At 52.4% G+C, this 18,717-nt stretch carries 8 protein-coding genes and 1 pseudogene; 6 read left to right on the plus strand and 3 right to left on the minus strand.

What is annotated here, in order from left to right:
• Positions 1-110: 110 nt before the first annotated feature.
• Complete coding sequence (locus HFP08_RS01590) at positions 111-6,611, plus strand: RHS repeat-associated core domain-containing protein (RefSeq protein ID WP_168118751.1); 6,501 nt, start codon at positions 111-113, stop codon at positions 6,609-6,611.
• Between the two features lie 75 nt (positions 6,612-6,686).
• On the opposite strand, the gene HFP08_RS01595 is transcribed toward HFP08_RS01590, so the two are convergent.
• On the minus strand, positions 6,687-7,544 hold the full coding sequence (locus tag HFP08_RS01595) for an SDR family NAD(P)-dependent oxidoreductase (RefSeq protein WP_168118904.1): 858 nt from the start codon (positions 7,542-7,544) through the stop codon (positions 6,687-6,689).
• 146 nt (positions 7,545-7,690) lie between these two features.
• Here HFP08_RS01595 and HFP08_RS01600 point away from each other — a divergent pair, with 146 nt between their 5' ends.
• Positions 7,691-8,218 (plus strand): MerR family transcriptional regulator, encoded by a 528-nt coding sequence (locus tag HFP08_RS01600; protein WP_168118752.1) that lies wholly within the window; start codon positions 7,691-7,693, stop codon positions 8,216-8,218.
• A gap of 235 nt (positions 8,219-8,453) precedes the next feature.
• Here the strand turns inward: HFP08_RS01600 and HFP08_RS01605 are convergent.
• Both HFP08_RS01605 and HFP08_RS01610 read right to left on the minus strand, forming a co-directional pair.
• A pseudogene (locus tag HFP08_RS01605) lies at positions 8,454-12,917 on the minus strand (DUF6359 domain-containing protein); the annotation flags it as partial.
• A gap of 284 nt (positions 12,918-13,201) precedes the next feature.
• Positions 13,202-14,833 (minus strand): bifunctional metallophosphatase/5'-nucleotidase, encoded by a 1,632-nt coding sequence (locus HFP08_RS01610; protein ID WP_168118754.1) that lies wholly within the window; start codon positions 14,831-14,833, stop codon positions 13,202-13,204.
• A gap of 281 nt (positions 14,834-15,114) precedes the next feature.
• On the opposite strand from HFP08_RS01610, the gene HFP08_RS01615 reads away from it, so the two are divergent.
• The 4 genes from HFP08_RS01615 (at position 15,115) to phnE (HFP08_RS01630) (ending at position 18,671) form a co-directional block, all read left to right on the plus strand.
• Positions 15,115-16,149, plus strand: a complete 1,035-nt coding sequence (locus HFP08_RS01615) for a phosphate/phosphite/phosphonate ABC transporter substrate-binding protein (RefSeq protein WP_481856527.1) — start codon at positions 15,115-15,117, stop codon at positions 16,147-16,149.
• A 107-nt stretch (positions 16,150-16,256) separates the two neighbouring features.
• The gene (gene phnC / locus HFP08_RS01620) at positions 16,257-17,042 is read left to right on the plus strand and encodes a phosphonate ABC transporter ATP-binding protein (protein WP_168118755.1); all 786 of its coding nucleotides are present in this window, start codon (positions 16,257-16,259) and stop codon (positions 17,040-17,042) included.
• Positions 17,032-17,847, plus strand: coding sequence for a phosphonate ABC transporter, permease protein PhnE (phnE, locus tag HFP08_RS01625; protein WP_168118756.1), 816 nt, complete (start codon positions 17,032-17,034; stop codon positions 17,845-17,847). Before phnC ends, phnE (HFP08_RS01625) begins: the two co-directional genes overlap by 11 nt.
• A gap of 17 nt (positions 17,848-17,864) precedes the next feature.
• The gene (gene phnE, locus HFP08_RS01630) at positions 17,865-18,671 is read left to right on the plus strand and encodes a phosphonate ABC transporter, permease protein PhnE (protein WP_168118757.1); all 807 of its coding nucleotides are present in this window, start codon (positions 17,865-17,867) and stop codon (positions 18,669-18,671) included.
• The last annotated feature ends 46 nt before the right edge of the window (positions 18,672-18,717 follow it).

Raw genomic sequence — 18,717 nt, forward strand, 5'->3', positions numbered from 1 at the left:
CCGGTTAGTCTCTCTCTGAAATTATACTGCAATCTGCATAAGATCTCGACATTTATGAATTAAACTGAGGAGAAGCATCACCTTCATTAAATCGATAAGGAGATCTGATTATGTTGCTGATAAGGTTCAAGAAAACAATAAGCATGATACTGACGATAGCGATATTCGCTTCGTTTATGTTGCAGGACAACTTCGCCCCTCGGGTAGAGGCGGCTGCGCCGGACGGCGGTTCGGGAGGAGAGCCGACTCCTTCGGAAATCGAAGCGATGCCGCAGATGGGCGGGGTCAGCTCCAGTGGATCGTTCCAATACAGCATTCCAATCGAGCTTCCGCCGGGGACCGACTTAATGCAGCCGAAGCTTTCGCTGAACTACGACTCCAATATTCGCGACGGATTGCTCGGACAGGGATGGACGATCTCGGGGCTCGACGCCATCAATCGCGATCCGTCGTATGAGATCAACTTCGACGATAGGGATCATTATCTCTACAACGGACAACGGTTGATTCAGAAGGCCGACGGCACGTATCGGACGCAGAGGGATGTCCATTGGATCTTCGAGCTTGTTAATCCGAACAGCGACTCTTCCTATTGGAAGGTATCCCAGCCGGACGGGACGAAGGTCTATTACGGCTACAATTCCATCTACCATCAAGGAACCGGGGAAGACGGCCATATCGACGCCGCTGGGAAGGACGGCAAAGCCTTGCTGTGGTCGAAAAGCCTGGTTCAGAACGCTCGAGGCAACGGGTATGTCGTAAAATATGCTGAAGCAGGCGCCCCATACTTTGACTACGCGCCTTCCGAAATTGTTTATACGGTCGGCAATGATTTGAATATGTTCAAAACGATTGAGTTTCAGACCGAAGCAAGAGACGATGCTTACATGAAATACGTGCCGACGCCGATGGAAATGTCCAAGCGAATAACGGCCATTACCGTGAAGGTGAACGGCCGGCAAATGAGCTCGTATCGCCTAAAGTATGCATACGGCGGACAAGCGTCAGTAAGCCTGCTTACCTCCGTGCAGCTATTCGGCTCCGACAATGTAACGGCGATGTCGCCTTATACGTTCACCTATGATGGGGGAGCGGTATCGGCGACCCGGCTTGCGCCGGGCTCCCCGGAGAAGGATGATCCCTATCAGGACGCCTTGGCCGCGAAGACGAAGGGGGGCGCCGCAATCATCCCCGGCGATTTCAATGGGGACGGAAGAATTGATTTTATACGTCAGGAATACGGAAAGACAGAGGGGGACTCCGCGTTCCCGATTATTCAGATTTATTTTGCCACGGATCAAACGGCGGTGGACGGCTCGTATCGTATTGTGTCGCCCCGATTATTAAAGGATCGCAATGATCTGAAAGCAAGCGAAGCGTTGATCATCCCCGGCGATTTCAACGGCGACGGCAAGACGGATTTCCTCCAGCAGCGCGATGAAATAGATGGCGTCATTAATTTCAGAGTGTTTATCGCGATTGACGAGACAGGGGTGGACGGGTCGTTTAACGAGCGAAGGCCGATGGGAGATGAATATCAGCATGATCTCAGGGCTAACCAGGGCGCCTTCATTATTCCCGGCGATTTCAACGGTGACGGCAGGACGGATTTCATCCGCCAGGAGCATGGCGATTGGGATGATAATGACGCCAATACGTTTCAGGTTTATTTTGCCACGGACCAAACGGCCGAGGACGGCACGTTCCACATTGTGGAGCCGCAGGGGGATGATTATCAGATAAAACTGAAATACGATCCCGGCGCCGCAATCATTCCCGGCGATTTCAATGGAGACGGAAGGATGGATTTCATCCGCCAGGAACGGGGCAAGTGGACCAAGGATGATAATCATACCTTTCAAATTTATTTTGCTGCGGATCAAACGCCGATCGACGGAACGTTTCACATTGTGGAGCCGAGCGACAGGGAGTATCAGAGATATCTGAGATCGGATCTCGGCGCGAATATCATTCCGGGCGATTTCAACGGCGACGGGAAGATGGATTTTATTAGCCAGGAGCACGGAGACTGGGCCAAGGATGAAGTCGATACGTTTCAGGTGTATTTCGCAACGGATCAAACCTCGGTGGACGGCACCTTCCGGATGGTGACGCCTGCCGGGGAGCAATACCAGAAATATCTGAACTATGACAAGGGCGCTCTCATCATGCCGGCGGATTTTAACGGCGACGGATTGACCGATTTTTTCCGTCAGGAAAGAAAAGGCTGGGATGATGACGACAAAAACAGCTTTAATATTTATATTTCGCTTGGCGACGGAACCTTCCGTCAAGATAATCTGTTTCCCGGCACGCATTTTATGGGCGCAGACGGAGCGGATGGGGAAAGCGGCAGTTTATTGATTCTCGTCGATGTGAACGGCGACGGGAAATCGGATATTTTGCGCCAGGAGCAAGGAAACTGGGCGAACGACAATTATGATTCTAATTTCGAAGTGATCACAACCGATTATACAGCTCCGAAATTGATGAAGGTGACTAACAGTATGGGAGGCTCCGCAACGATTGCCTACTCGACTGCGGCGGATGCACCGGGAGCGATCGTTCCGTCGGAAAAGAAGGAAGGGACGATAACGAACACCATGAGCCGCGAGGTCGTGACGGAAATCGACTATGATGACGGCTACGGCGAAGCGTACAGCTATCAATACGAGTACCGAGACGGCAAGATTATTCCGGGTGTTCCCAAGGACGCGGTCGATCTGGGCTACGGGTCGGTCAAGGTCACCGCTCCGAACGGCAGCTATGTGATCACGTATTATTTGCAGGATGCGATCTATCACGGCCTGGTAGACAAGACCGTCAGCTTTGTGCTGAACAAGGATACCGGGTCCCCGGTTAAAGTGCTGAAGGTGCAAAACGCTTGGGGCCATTCGAGCGCGGAGGGCATTGATCAGCTCTATTTGAACGAAAAAACGAATGATACGTACAGCGCGAACGGCCATGAGGATATCTATTCCGAGACTTATCAATACGATCTCTACGGCAATGTGACGCAGGTGAAGAATACCAGGCTTGAATATGATCCTTACGGGAAATTGAGGGAGGTGAAGAACACCGCGCAGGATCCCTTGAAGAATCCAGCCTACACGTTGGAAACCGCCTATCTGTATAACACGGAGGATTACATCGTATCGTTCCCATACATGATAACAAAGTCCGGATATACGCCGGAAGGAGCTTGGCAGGCGCTGGACCAATCCCTCTTCCTCTATGACGGACAGGAGGAGGGAGCGCCGCCCCTGCAAGGGACGGTTACGGAGAGCCGGAAGAGGGACGGCGACAGTTGGGCAACCTTATGGACGAAAACCTATGACGCCTTCGGCAATACGCTGTCCATGACCGACGCGAACGGGCAGAGAACAACGACGGTCTACAATGCGAAATACCATGATTTGCCGATCTCGGTCACGAATGCGCTCAATCAAACGGAGAAAACCTCCTACGATCTCTTGCGCAGGCCTGTGAAGAAAATAGATGCTAACGGCTTAACGACAACAATCACCTATGATCCCTTGTCGCGAGTAATGACGGAAACCGTGCCGCCGGCGGATAATCTGTACGAGACAATCACCTATTCCATGAGCGGGCGCTCCGTCCAGATGGTGTATGGCGACGACAATCGCACCAGAATACTGAAGTATATGGACGGCTTCGGGCGCGTCATCCAGACGAAGACGCAGAAGGGCGAGAATCGCTTTCAAACCCTCGATACCTATTATCACGTCGATGAGGAGACTCATGTCATTTCGATGAAAACGTCCATTCCGTATGAGACGAATACGATGCTGTTCACGACGAGAGATGCTTCCCGGCCTATGACCTCTCAGGAAACCTATGCCGACAGCCGCGGCGGCGTGATGCGATTGACGGACTACGACGGCAAGACATCGACCGTAATTCAGGACGGCTTGCTGGTGAAGACGATGAATTACGGCTCGAATGCGATCAACAAGATCGCTTATTACGATTTTGCGGGCAACATTATCAAGGTCGAGCAGTATGACGGAGAGGATGCGGTTGCCAAGGGCAAGCCTTACAGCTGGATGCGCTACGCCTACTACAGCGGAACGGGGCAGCTGGGGAAAATCACCGATCAGGAAGGGAATGAGACATCGGCGGAGTATGACCAGCTTGGCAGGCAAACGAGCTTCCGCGACGGGGATCGGGGCAGCTGGACGTATCATTATGATTCTGCCGGCAACTTGATCAGCGCGACGGATGCGAAGGGACAGACGATTCGCATGTCCTACGACGCCTTGAACCGAGTGAAGCAAATCAACGACGGAGACGATGCGAACACGGTGGTCTATACGTATGACGAAGTCCAGCCGGGATCGACGAATATCGGTCGTCTGACCACTGTAACGTACGGGTCCGGCATGGATCGGTTCCAATATGGCGCAAACGGTCAATTGGCGCTCTTCCAGCGGACGATAGACGGCTTGACGCGCGCCTTGCGCTATTCGTATGACGTGACGGGACGCACGCAGAGCGTCGTCTATCCCGACGGGGAGGCTGTGAAGCATGAGTACAGCTATCAAAATCTATCCTCGATTACCAGGAATGGCGCGTCTCTCAGCTCCTTTGGCTACACGGACTACGGCGCGGTGTCCGAGCTCCGCTACGGGAACGGCACGACGGTGAACCTGAGCTTCGACGACAGCCCGGCGGAGGGCTATTCCTACTTGCTGAACAACCTGTCGGTGAGCGGGGGCGACGTCGATCTGGATCTGAGTTACGGCTTCGACGGCGGCAATAACCTTACCTCGATCGATGATCGCAGCGAGGATAACGCGGACAAGACGATGCTCTACGACCCTCTGAATCGCTTGATTCAGGAGAGCTATCCGGATGGCACGAGCGATCAATTCAGCTATAATGCCTTGGATAATCTAACGCAGAAGAACGGTCAGGCGATGAGTTATGAAGGAAAGCAAACCCATGCGCTCACAAATGACGGGGATTATGCGTACACGTACGATGCGAATGGCAATATGACCTCGCGCATTCCGCTGACGGTTGATCCGACGATAGTATCGGCGGTGTATGGCGATTTCACTGTAGGAATGACGGTGTACGGCGAGCAGTCGACAACATCGACGCTTTATGGTGTACAGCCGGTCGCGTCCTCGGTGTACGGCGCGGGCATCCGAACCTTCTCCTACAATGCCGACAATCAGCTCTTGCAGGTAAGCGAGAACGGAACGGCGATCTTCAGCGCAGCATACGATTACACCGGTCAGCGTGTGAAGAAAACGGAAGGAACAAGGACAACGTATTCTTTCTTCCCTCAGTATGACGAGGTGTACGAAGGATCGACGCTCCTTGAAACGAACAGCTATTATTACGACGGAAGCAATACCCCGTTCGCATGGAAACAAAACGGCGACCTGTATTACTTGTTCAGAGATCATCTTGGCTCCGTCGTGCGCGTGGCGGACAGCTCGGGGCATGCGGTCGGCAAGAGCGGCTACGGGCCTTACGGCAATACGACGCTAGCGGAAGGCAAGCTTCCCCCGCAGCGGTACACGGGACAAGTGTATGACGAGTCCACGGGATTGTATTACTTCAATGCGCGCTATTATGATTCGAATTTGGCGGCCTTCATCACCGCGGATTCGATCATGCCCGGCGGGGACACGAACGGCTATGCCTACGCGGCGCGATCGCCGGAGATGTATACCGATCCGTCCGGACATTTTATCGTAGCGCTCATCGTGGGCGTCGGGGCGATATTGACCGCGACCGGAGTCGGCTTGTATGTAGCGGGAACCGTAACGGACAATAAAGGGATGCAAGTCGCGGGACTAATCACAGCCGGTGTCGGTCTGGCTTTGATGGGGGCGGCGCTGCCTTCGGCATTGCCTGCGGAGGGCTTTATGGCAGCGGAAAGCATAGGCGGTTCGATGGCTATCAATATGGTCTTCACGCCGGCCTTCGGCATGGTGACCAACGGCATCTCGGGCGCAGCCGGGTCCGATGAGGCGCTGGAATGGAAGCGCGTGTTAATCGACTTCAGCATCGATGCAGCCGAAGGAGCCCTGATCGGAGCGGTGTTCAGCAAGGAAGTGCTGAGCGCCATTACGCCGGCGTTTGTACGCGACTCCTGGGCGGGCAGAAATCTGTTGTTCAAAACGAGCAAGAAGGATATTTGGATCACGGATACGAGAGCGCAAGCGGATCTGATGCTCCCAGGTACAGGAGCCGCGGGCATCGAATTTCAGGTGAAATCGACTGCGTATATTACGAGCGCCAAGTTTTATGAATTTCCCGCGCTCGTGTTCGGCGCAGGAGTGAAGGCGCCGATCGCGGGAGCCAAATATGCGGCGGGGCAGGCCGCGGGCGTGCGGGATGACGGGTTCGCCTACGGCGCCAAGCTTGCCGTGCAGCCGGTCAACGTACTCGCCCGGGCCGGAGGTGCCAAGCTGTTCGGGAAATTCGGCGAATATGGCGCGAAGAACTTCTATGGCATGAGCGCCGCGGCGAGCAAATCGACCGGCATCATCTATAATAAGATCGCGGATTCTCTGACGAAATCATGGGCGCTTCCGAAGAATGAAAGGCTGCAGATTTACGATTTTGGTTGATAGCGGGAATCAGGCAATCCGGTAAGGCAGGGTTGCCTGTTTTTTGTATGAGATTCGGTTATTTTGGCAGGAATCTTACTGATGATGCTGTACATATTCGTTTTCATAAATCGTTTTCACTCTTTCCAAAACGGGATGTGCCTGATCTTTAAATTTTAAATTGGCAGGTTGACCTTTTAGCAAAAATGCGCCTGTCGGATGCCGATGTTCTCCAAGGGCACCTTCGTACAGCTTATTGGCTCCGTGGGCTGGCGGAGAGAAAAACAGCTTCATCAGCATTTTAACCAAAGGGGGCAATCCGGATTTTTTTCCTTTTCTCAACGTATTGTTGCCGCCGGGATCAATACTATAGATTTTAATGTCGTCTTCGGCAAGCTCCGACGCGATCGCCTCGGTCCAAAGCGAAAGCGCCAGCTTGGAGGCGGCGTAGGGACCAAGCAGCTTGCGGAAGGTCGGAGGATGCTCCAAAATGTCGATAGTAAGAGACTTTGTAAATTTTAGCGCGGAGGATGAAGTATTAATGACCGTTCTTAATTTGCCGTTTTGCACTAACCCCTTTAGCTCCATTAGAATGATATACGGAACGACGGTCATCAATTCATAGTGCTTTTCGCGTCCCTGGCTTGAATAAACGAGTGCGGGAAAAGAACCGCCGGCATTGTTGAACAAAATATCGATTCGATCCTCTTTGTCTTTGACCGCTTCCAAAGTCGCTTTCAAGCTTTTAAAATCGGCGAGATCCGTCGTTTTATAAACTCGGAGCCTTCCGCTTTTGACGGCTTCTTGAAGACTGGAATCGTCCTTCGGAAAGTCGGACCGGTTCATGGCAATGATTTCCCAGTTCTCCGACAATAATTTTCTGGTCAATGCCAGCCCGATCCCGGAGCTTGCTCCCGTAATTAAAGCGACAGGTTTACGTTGGTTCTTGTTCATCATGGGTCTCCTCCAGTTAATGAAATAGTTTTGAATGATTCAAATCCTACAGGTTGGAGTCGACTCCAAGTCAAGACCATGCTTGACTCGGCATCAACTTACGGTTGTATAATGCAGGGAAGAAGTGATTCCTGGGAGGGATTAGGATGAAGACACAGCATACATTCACAATAAAACAAACAGCCAGGCAGACTGGCGTTTCAGAGGATACACTCCGCTATTACGAAAAGATTGCGATCATGCCTCGCATAGACCGAAATGGCAATGGTCATCGCGTCTATCGGCAGGAAGACATCGACAGGATTCGTCTGATATCTTGTTTGAAAAAGACGGGGCTGCCGCTGGAGGAAATGCGGCCTTTTCTCGGAATCACCGCCGATACCGATCCTGCCGAATATCCCGAGTTGATGGAGCAGTTGAGGAGCCATCGCGAAAATATTCAAAGCCAAATTCGTTCTTTGCAGCAGGTCGTCGATTTTATTGACATGAAGCTGGAGGAAACAACCTTTCGAAAAGACTGTTCGGTTGAGCATCAAGCGGGCGGCGCATCCCGGATGGGCGGAAGGAAGCGGGAGCCGGCGTCTTTCAAGGAGAGAAGTTATTTTCCCGTGCTAAACAAAGGGAGAGAGTCGTCTCATAAGGGGACTGCTGTCAGCGAAGAGAACAGCGGTTGAGCATGGAGCTTGCTCAACCGCTGCTTTTGCAACCCTCTGAACCCCTCGAAACAACTAAACGCGGTCGCTCATCTCTGAAAGACTGAGGGTTAATCTGATTATTTTTTCGCTCGTTTGGCTGTCTAAGAGGACAAAAGGTTCGTTAGAGCAAGCGAGTGTTGAAAAACGCTGTCTAAGAGGACAAAAGGTCCGTTAGAGCAGACCGCTGCTTTCAAGGACGCCATCAGAGGTTTTCTCAGATATCGGAGGCTTGCATGAAGGCAATATCAGCCAGCAGGAGATCCGCAAATGGGATATCGATGTGCTTGCCGCTCTCCTTGGTGATTTTCTTGATTAGCGCTTCGTAACGCTTCTCTTCTTTCTTATCCTTCTTGGCCTTTTGAATCTTCTCAACTTGAGAAATTAGCTCCTTCGCCGTACTATGCTTCGTGATCCAACCGTTGCTTTCTCCGAGTTCGATAAGCTGCGCGAAATGATCAATATCCATCCTGGAGGTCAATGTGACATGCAGCGATGTTTGATTTCCGGCGATATCCTCGGCTGTAACGATCAGGCTGTGCGTTCCGAGAGTCAATGCAAGCGGATCAATCCATGCCAAGGACGGGATGGATGAGTCGTCCAAGGTGTATTCCAGTGCGTTCACGCCGCTTCCATCAGCGTTATCATTCGCTGTCACATAGAACGGGACTGCGGCATGGGATTGATAGAAGGTCATAGAACCAGACAAGGACAGCATAGGAGCTGTTTTGTCGATCCAGATCTGCGCGCTTTGCACGGCTTCAACGTTTCCTGCGTTGTCCGTGGCGTAATACTCGATGAGATTCTGGCCTTCGGTCGATACGACGACGGGGCCTCCAGCGCTCATCCATTCCTCATTATTCAAGCGATATTGGATGCTGGCGATGTTGGATCCCCCCGCGCTATCCTGGGCCGTTAAGGTAAGAAGCACATCTTGCGTGTTGTAGTTGTTCTCGCCTGTTACGCCATAAGCGAACAGTGTTGTCGTTGGCGGTTCGACAGCGCTATTTGCCAGAACAACATCGCTCATCGCCAGCGGCTTGAGCTGGTAATTGCCTTGGTAGATCGCAGAAATGCCGGTTATATTTACAGTGCTGCCTGCGGGGAATGCGCTTTGAAAATCCTCGTAGCCAATGCCGGTTCGACCATCGATGCGCACATGCGTGAAGCCCGAATCCTTCACGGCGTCGAATTCGAAGGAGCCTGTCGGCGCAGCTGCGATATAGTTCTGAATGGTGACATTCTGGAGGCTGACAAGCATGCCTTGATTCTCGTCGTTCAATGTGTTTTGAACGACGGCTTGAGGAGTTGCGGCTGTGCCGATCTTCTCAAGCGCAACAGGATCCGTTAATTCAAGCTCGGTGTTATAGACGGTCTTCATCGCGCTAATTGTTATTTGGTCGCCTGCATGAAAACCGGAGCTTGTTTGATAGACATAGATGCCGCCGGTGGCATCCTGAAGATAGAAGCCTTGCCCGCCGAAGGTTCCGGGCTCTGAGGTAATAACGCCTTCTACAGTGACTAACGCATTGCTTGCTGATTGACGGGCTTCCGCGATTGATATCGCAGCAGGAACCGGAGCTTCATCCTCCGGCAGCGGCTCTGCGGGAACGTCGGCGATGGTGACCGCTTCGGTCATTTCATTGTTGCCATTTACTTTCAAGCGCAGACTGGCGCTGCCAGCTGCTGTCGGATTAAGCTGGACAGTCAAATCTTTGGCGGCATGTCCCGTGCCGTCAGCCGTCATGCTGAAGGATGAACTGTAGCCATAGCTTGTCGGCCACGCGCCGTCCTCGTTCTGAATCTTGGCGATTTGCGTGCCGCCAGGCAAGTAGAGGCCGACTGTCAGCCCCGACACGCTCTGCCCAGGCAGCAGATTGTCCGCTGCAACGCGAATTTGGAAGATTTCGGCGCTGGGCAGTGTGTCCTGATGAACAAAGCTGTAAGTCGGCTGGGAGGATTGCTGGGATGAGCCATAGGAGCCTGCCTTGAATGTGGATGGATCATACCATTTGTAGCCGGCTTCCGGCGCTGCCCACGGCTCAGCCTGAGGTTCAGTCGATTGCGCAGGGGCTTCGAATGAAAGCAGCTCTGTCGGCTCATCCAGCTCGAGTCCGACAACTTGAGCAAAGCTTGTGTAATCCTCTTGATTGGCCAGCCATTCGACAGTCTGAACGAGGAAGGTCGCATCATCCGCTTCGCCGCTGAAGCCGTCGTAAGTGGTTTTCTTCGAGCCGTTCTCCTCGCGAAGATATTTCGGAGTGGCGTCTTCGACAGGAGAAGAGTCGCCGATGAAGGCCGCTTTGCCTGCGCCAAGCTTGGAGACCGCCGCGAATGGCCCCTCGGCTTGTCCGCCTCCGCTATATACGCCGCTGTCGACCGCATATCCCCATGAAGACACGTTTGTTGGCACATAGACGAGACCTTTCGCCTTGGTCCCATCGAGAATCGCGAGCGTCGAGCCGGCATGCATGGCCACGGAACCGACGTCTTCGGTAATGCCGAAGGATTGATCCGCCGAGACCACATTGGTCATGTTATCCACGTCGCCTAGAGCATTATAACGAAAGCGGACGCCGAAGTTGTCAGCGAGCCAATCCGAGCTCTCCACATCCTGCATGGCGGGAGATGCGGCTTCTTCCGCTGTCATGCCTTGAGCCGGATTCGACCAAGCGCCGCGGCGATAGCCGTTCATAATCTCTGAAGCGTCCCACCGGTTTTTGTTGCGGTCGGCGTTATAATGGTCGGCGATGAAGAAGATACTGCCGCCATCCTGCACATATTGGATGAGAGCTTCCTGCTCGGAGGTTTTGTACGGGATATTCGCTTCGCCGATGATGAAGACGTCATAGTCCTTCAGCGCGTCGTAGGTGACGGCTTGCTCGCCGAAGGTATAAGGAATGGGGCGTTCGAGCGCGGCGACAGTGAAGCCGTCCGCTCTTAAGCCGTCCGCGAAATCGGAGAAAGCGCCGTCGATGACCCAATCAGCCGCTCCGGCCGTTTGACCATGCGTATTGTCGAACAGCACCTTTTTACCCGTGCCATCCGGAAGAGGAGGAGTTGTAACCTGGTCTGAGCTGGTATATCCGTTCGCTATGGCATCCGCTTCCGTGTTGAAGAAGATACGCTTCTCTACCGGAACGGAGGCCCAGTCTTCCTTGTCTACATACTTGAATGTATCCGAGTTGCCGACGGGACGGCTTAAGCCGTCGCCCGAGAAGCGCGCGCGGAAGACGAACGGCAGCTCCTGAAGCGGGTTCGTCATGTCCCAGATGCCAATTGCTTGGTCCATTGCCGTTTTGACAGCGGCTTGATAGTGGTTGTATTCCTCGAGGGAGCCAATCGGCGAGATGAAATACGTAACGGCATAGCCTTGCTCGACCATATCAAGATTGACATTTAAGCTGTCGGACTCTCGAACAACTTCGGCGAGCAAACGGCCGTATTTGTCTATGGATTCTTCGCCGACCTTCAAGATGACATTGTAGCCAGGCTGCAAGAGAGTTTCCATATATTGCTTGGCAGAGAGGCCGAAATCCAGTTGATTCTGATCGGCAGGGGTTTGCACGCCGCCGTTCAGATTCATATACGCATCGGATTCCGGCGTATCGATATTGAGGAAGCGCACATTGGTCGCGCCTAGAACGGGGCTTTGCAGCGCGATGGTGTCTCCATCGACCACATGATCGACGATGCCTTCGTATTCGCCGGGGGCCGATGGATAGAGCGGCGGTTGATCGGAGGCCAGCACAACATCCGCAGCTTTGCGCGGAATAACTTGATAGCTGTTATATTGGCTCAGAATGCCGGTGACGTCATACCAGTGATTGGCCAAGATGGCGGATATATCCATGGAGCCTTCCATGATGCGAAACGTGGTGCCGTTGAAATCCTGGTCAACGGCTTGGATGTTGTAGCCGCCTCCAGCAGGCCTTGCAGGCACGGTCTGGAAGTAACCAGTCAAATGAACAAGTTGGCCTTCATAGGGCTCTGCTATGGCAGGATCCTGCAGGTCGGCCAGGGATAGCTGGACGGGGGCGGGCATTGGTTGATTTTGCGCGATAACAGTTATGGATGAAGGGCTGATCTCCGTGAGTCCCATATAAGAGGTGATGGAGCCTGTAACCTGAATTTGGTCTCCTTCAACCAAGTCAGGAAAGCCGGCTGTGGAATAATGGTAAATATTGATGCCGCCCGTGCTGTCTTGCACGAAAGTCGAGAGCTTGCCGCCGCCGATGGCGGAGTTGTCCGCTGTAACGATGCCTTCAATCGTTACAGTACCTGAAGCTTGCTTCGCGTCGGTGATCGAGACGACTTCGGCAGAAGGATCTGTCGGCGTTGTATCTTCCTCCATGAAGGCAATGGAAGTAGGCGATTTTAAACCCGGGTAGGAGTTGTAGAGTGCGAGCGATCCGGAAACCTTCACCTTCATGCCGATAATATCGGGATTCGTCTGAAGTCCGAATTCGGAGCGATAAGAGGATGTAAGCTGGACGTCGAGCAATTTGGCATTGTCCTGCTCGCCAGCGGTGTCGGCGATTAAGAAGTTATAATCATTGCTGAAAGGGGCGGTCATGTTTTTGGATAGTGAGCCTGTAGCATGGCCGACAATGTATCCTTCAACCGTACCAGTACCCGTGTTGCTTGCGATCGCCTCAGCGACGGTCAGCGAGCCGTCCGCGTTTGCGGCGAATGCCCGAGCGGGCGCGAGCCCGATCGCGTTCGACAGAATCAGGATTGCCGCGAGCACGATCCATGAGAATCGTTTGAGCTTGACCAATCTCATTTTTCACAAACCTCCTAATTGGAAATGGATTACGAGTCCACTATACGAGGCAAGTGTATGTGCCAAGTCAACGCGATGTTAAGTTATTATAATGAATGGAATAATTGGTTAAATATGTAGTTCTTGAGAATTAGGGCCCGGGATCTATTCCATGTAAATGAGTAAGAATCGCGTTTATCTTATATCGTACCCGATTGTTCGCTGCCATGGCTGCTTATGCGGCGTTCGTCGCTGTTCACGACGCGCCAGTTGTTGTTCACGCCAGCTTCAATCACGCCTCGCTCCCGGATATAGTCGGCAAGAAGCTCCACCATATCGACGGCGATGTCCTTCACGACTGGCTTGTTCCGAAACATGCTGTAGTTACCGCCCCCGCCCGCGCGATAGTTGTTCATGACCACGTCGAATGTCTGATCCATGCGCATCGGCTGGCCGCGCCATTCCAGCTTTGTTACCCGCTGTCCCTTCTCACGAGCAATATCCAGCTCATAATCGATGCCTTCCCACATGTCATAGTTGAAATGCTGCGGCTTAGGCATCAAATAAGCTTCGCTAACCGCAATCGCTCCTCGTTCGTCGAGCTCGAAGTATTCCGCCGATTTCTCCAAAGCCTCCCGAATGTCGCTTCCAGATATGCGCAGCACCTTCAGCGTGTTGGGATAAATGTAATTCGACACAACCTCGCGCATCGTAATTCGCTTGCCGAAGCCCGGAGACTGATTATCGAAGATGGCGGTGCAGGATATATCAGCGCCGGAGACTTCCATCTGTACGCGATTGATGAATTCGACGAAGTGATGCTCCCGTAAGCGCGCTTCCTCATGCGATGCGAAGGTCATATCGCCGCTTGCGCGCCCGATAGGCTGATCCAGCCAAACTTGCGTCAGAGTTTCAACCTCGGCGGCAATGCGTTCCACCGTTTCATCAGGCTCGTATTCCTCTGCTGAAAGCAATTCAGACTCGCAGGTCTTCAAGGTCCAGACTTCTTCAATTCGCTCGAATTGTAACGTGACCTTGCCCAAATATCGTCCTTCATTCGAAGGCTGGACGACGCAGACGCCGTTGATGCTGCAGCCCGCGATGGCGCGATGCTGATGGCCGGTCAGCAGCACATCGATGCCTTCGATCTGCTCGCAAATCGCGTATCCGACATTCTCTCCGGTAAAAGGCTCTGTTGAACCGCCTGTCTCAGGATCGCGCTCGAAGCCGCCGTGATAAGAGACGACAACGGCATCCACCTGTTCTTGCCGCTTCAAAACGTCTACCCAGTGACGAGCGGTTTCCACGGGATCATCGAAACGAATTCCCGCTATATGCTGCGGCTGCTCCCAATTCGGGATATACGAGGTTGTAAGACCCAATATTCCGATTCGCAGGCCATTCTTCAGCTCGCGAACGATATACGGTTTTCCGAACAGCGGCTCTCCTGATGCTTCATTCACAATATTGGCCGACAGCCACGGAAAGCTTGAGGCCTCGACAGCTTCCTTCAAATAAGGCAGGCCATAATTAAATTCATGATTGCCGGGCACGGCCGCGTCATAGCGCAGCTCATTCATGCAGGCGACAACGGGATTGGGGGGCTCGTTGTTAATCCTCGCATGATAATACGTCAGCGGAGTGCCCTGCAGACAGTCTCCGTTGTCAATCAGCAGTATGTTCGGATGAAGGCCGCGCATTTCTTTCACAATAGTCGCGATTCGAGCAAGACCATAGGAGACTTCCGTCTTGTCAGCGTAGCTTCTAGGCAGCAGAAAGCCATGCAAGTCGCTCGTCTCCAGGACAATTACTTCGCATAGTTGATTTGACATAGGCTCCTCCTTTGCAAAAATGAACGATATAAGTTGAACGAAAGATTCTCTCGTGCATATTGCAGCGAGAACAGAGCATTCTTCCAATCACTGATGTTCCCAAATTTCTTCAAGCGCAGGAGCAAGAATTGACTCATTCTACCATACAAATTTAGGGTTTATGCACTGTGATCCCACATTTACAGTATCTTAACTATTTTTTGACAGATCGTTAACGAATGGGTTGTACAATGTGGAAGGGTTAGAAGAGACAGTATAAAAAACGGTATGGAGGTCTTCAGGTGAAAAACAAACTGATAATGCTCATGACAGCGATGCTTGCAATCGGATTGCTGGCGGGCTGCGGCAACAACGACGGAAGCAACGGATCAAGCAAGGAAATCAAGGAGTTGAAGGTGAGCTTCGTGCCTTCCAAGGACCCGGACGAGATCATAACGGCAACCGAGCCGCTCAAAGAATTGCTGAAAAAGCAGCTTGCGGAAGAAGGCTACACCGTGGACAGCGTTAAAATCGATGTAGGAACCTCCTATGAAGCAGTCGGCGAAGCGCTAAGCGCAGGCACTACGGATATCGGCTTGATCCCGGGCGGAACCTACGCGCTGTATGATGATGGCGCGGATGTCATCCTGACAGCAACGCGCAAAGCGCTGTCCATCGATTCTGACAATGCAAAGGATTGGAATGATAATAAGCCGACGACAGGCCTCGATACGGAGCAAGCCTCCTATTATCGCTCGTTGGTATTGGCGGGTCCGTCCCCAAAAGGGAAAGAACTGGCGGCCAAAGTGAACAATGGCGAAGAATTGACTTGGGATGATCTGAACAGCGCGAACTGGGCGGTGATGTCTACTTCATCCTCCGCCGGTTATATCTATCCTACTTTATGGCTGAAGGACAAGTACGGCAAAAGCTTGACGGATCTGTCCAAGATTACGACTTCGGATTCTTATGGCAGCTCATTCGCTCGTCTTGCGACGGAGCAAGCCGACATTATTGTTGTCTATGCTGACGCTCGCCGCGACAATGAATCGAAATGGCAAAGCGACTATAAGGGCAAAGGCACGATTTGGGAGGATACGAATGTCATTGGCGTGACATCGCCGATCTATAACGATACCATCTCGGTAAGCAAGAAGTCCAAGATCATGAACGAAGATCTGAAGAAGGCACTGCAGGATGCATTCATTGCGATCGCAGGTACGGAAGAAGGCAAAAAGGTCATTGCCATCTACTCTCATGAAGGATACAAGGTGGCACAGTCTTCCGATTACGACGACGAGCGCGAAGCACAAGAAATTATCAAAAGCATGAAGTGAATATCGCTGTACGAAGGCATGCATGATCCTCCAACAATGAGAACATCACTTTTTCATGATGTTCTCATTTTCATTTCTCCAAATCCACGGCCAAAGGACGGACGTCTATGATTACTTTTTTTAATGTGAACAAAACCTATGCAAACGGCACAACCGCGCTGCAGAATATTAACCTGAAAATCAAGCAAGGAGAATTCGTCGCCGTTATCGGTCTTTCGGGCGCGGGCAAATCAACATTTATTCGATGCATTAACAGGATGCACGACATTACTAGCGGCACGATCCGCGTCGACGACGTCGATGTATCCAAGCTGAGAGGGCGGCATATTCGGCAATTTCGGCGAAGAATCGGGATGATCTTCCAATCGTTCAATCTGGTAACTCGCACAACCGTCATTAATAATGTGTTGGTTTCGTTCGTACCGGAGCTTCCCCTATGGCGTAAGCTGACCGGCGTCTTCATGAAGCAGCATAAAGTGAAAGCGCTCGAGGCGCTGGATAAGGTCGGCATTCTGGACAAGGCGTTCCTCCGTGTCGACCAGTTGTCCGGCGGACAGCAGCAGCGGGTCGCGCTGGCGCGCACCCTTGCGCAGAACCCGGACATCATTCTCGCGGATGAGCCTATTGCTTCTCTCGACCCGGTTACCGCGCATATCGTGATGGATGATTTCAAGAGAATTAACAAGGATACGAACATCTCCGTCATTATGAATATCCATCATGTCGAGATCGCTCTCCAGTATGCAGATCGCATTATCGGCATTCGCAAGGGCGAGGTTGTGTACGACGGCGAGACCTCCGAGGTGACGCAAGGCATCCTTCAAGACATCTACGGCGGCAGATGGAACGAGGAGAAGGCGGCGATAGAAGGGAAGGATCATCATGTGGGATAAACTGTATCCGCCGAAGAGGATCATGCTCTCCGACGGCAAGGTCGTGATGGAGAAGCGGTCGCCTGTTCCGATTGTCATTATCGCTCTCCTTGCTTGCACGATTCTTGCTACGAAAATAACAGATTTCAGCTTCCCTGTTCTTTTCACCAGGATATACGAGTTCTTCACGATCTTCCGCGCGATGATTCCGCCGGATTGGGACAGCTTGAACAGTATCTGGCAGCCGCTGTTCGATACGATCAAGATGTCGCTGCTCGGCTCGCTGCTTGGCTCCGTGCTAGCCTTGCCTGTTACAGTAGCGGCCTCCTCCAATATTACGCCATCGAGAATCGTTGTTGTTGTCTGCAAGACGGCGCTAAGTCTGCTTCGCACGTTGCCAACTCTTATTACGGCATTGATCGCGACCTTCGTATTTGGACTGGGACCTATGGCCGGTACCGTGGCGATTATGCTCTTCACAATCTCTTATGTGGGCAAGCTGCTCTATGAACAGATTGAGAATGTGGATATGGGCGCCTTCGAGGCGATGGAATCAATCGGGATGACGAGGCTGCAAGCTTTCCGCTTCGCGATCGTTCCGCAGGTGCTTCCCGGCTACATCTCCACATCGCTGTATTGCTTTGAGGGTAATGTTCGCTATGCGGCCATTCTTGGCTATGTCGGCGCCGGCGGCATCGGCTTGATTATTAATGAGGGGCTCGGCTGGCGCGATTATCCGGCCGTCGGCATGATTATTCTGGTATTAATCGTGACGGTATACGGAATTGAAAGAGTCAGCGAGCATTTTCGGAAAAAGCTCATCTAAAGGGAGACATTATGATTATGAATGCTATTGAGCAGCAATTGGCTGCTTCGCCGCGCAATCATCGATATTATGCGACCATTATCGTCATCGTCGCAGCCTTGTTCGTATGGTCGCTCACTGCGGTTAACTTCGGCGACATCGAGCAGAGCGGACTTCTTATCGCGAAGCATATGATTTATGGCCTTACGCATCCGGATTTAGACCTGCTATTTAATACTACCAGGCAAAGCGTGCTGTATTTGCTCTTAGAAACCGCTGCTATTGCCTTCCAGGGAACGCTCGTCGGCGCTGTATTGGCCGTGCCGCTCGCTTTTCTGGCCGCATCCAACCTGGTTCCAAAGCCGATAGCCTGGCTGACGAGATTCGCGCTCATTATTATCCGAACCATTCCCGCGCTCGTTTATGGATTAATCTTCATTCGGGTTACGGGACCGGGTCCGTTCGCCGGCGTGTTGACGGTTGGCTTGACCTCCATCGGCATGCTCGCCAAGCTGTATGTGGATGCGATCGAAGAGCTTGACACGCGAGTGCTGGAATCGATGGAGTCGGTTGGCTGCACGACCTTCGAGAAAATCCGCTTCGGCATCGTCCCGCAGCTGATGTCGATCTTCACCTCGATTATGATCTATCGTTTCGATATGAACATGCGCGAAGCGTCCATCCTCGGGCTGGTTGGCGCAGGCGGCATCGGTGCCCCTCTAATTTTCGCGATGCGAGGGTACAAATGGGACGAGGCCGGCTCGATTCTGATCGGGCTGGTCGCGTTGATCCTCATTATCGAGCTTGTGTCGAACAAGCTGCGTTCGAAGCTGGTGAGAGGATAAGATGGATGATGGTATAGGCAATAGTTCATTCATGTTGGAATCGTTC

This window comes from Paenibacillus sp. HB172176 (assembly GCF_011947265.1).
Lineage (GTDB): Bacteria > Bacillota > Bacilli > Paenibacillales > Paenibacillaceae > Pristimantibacillus.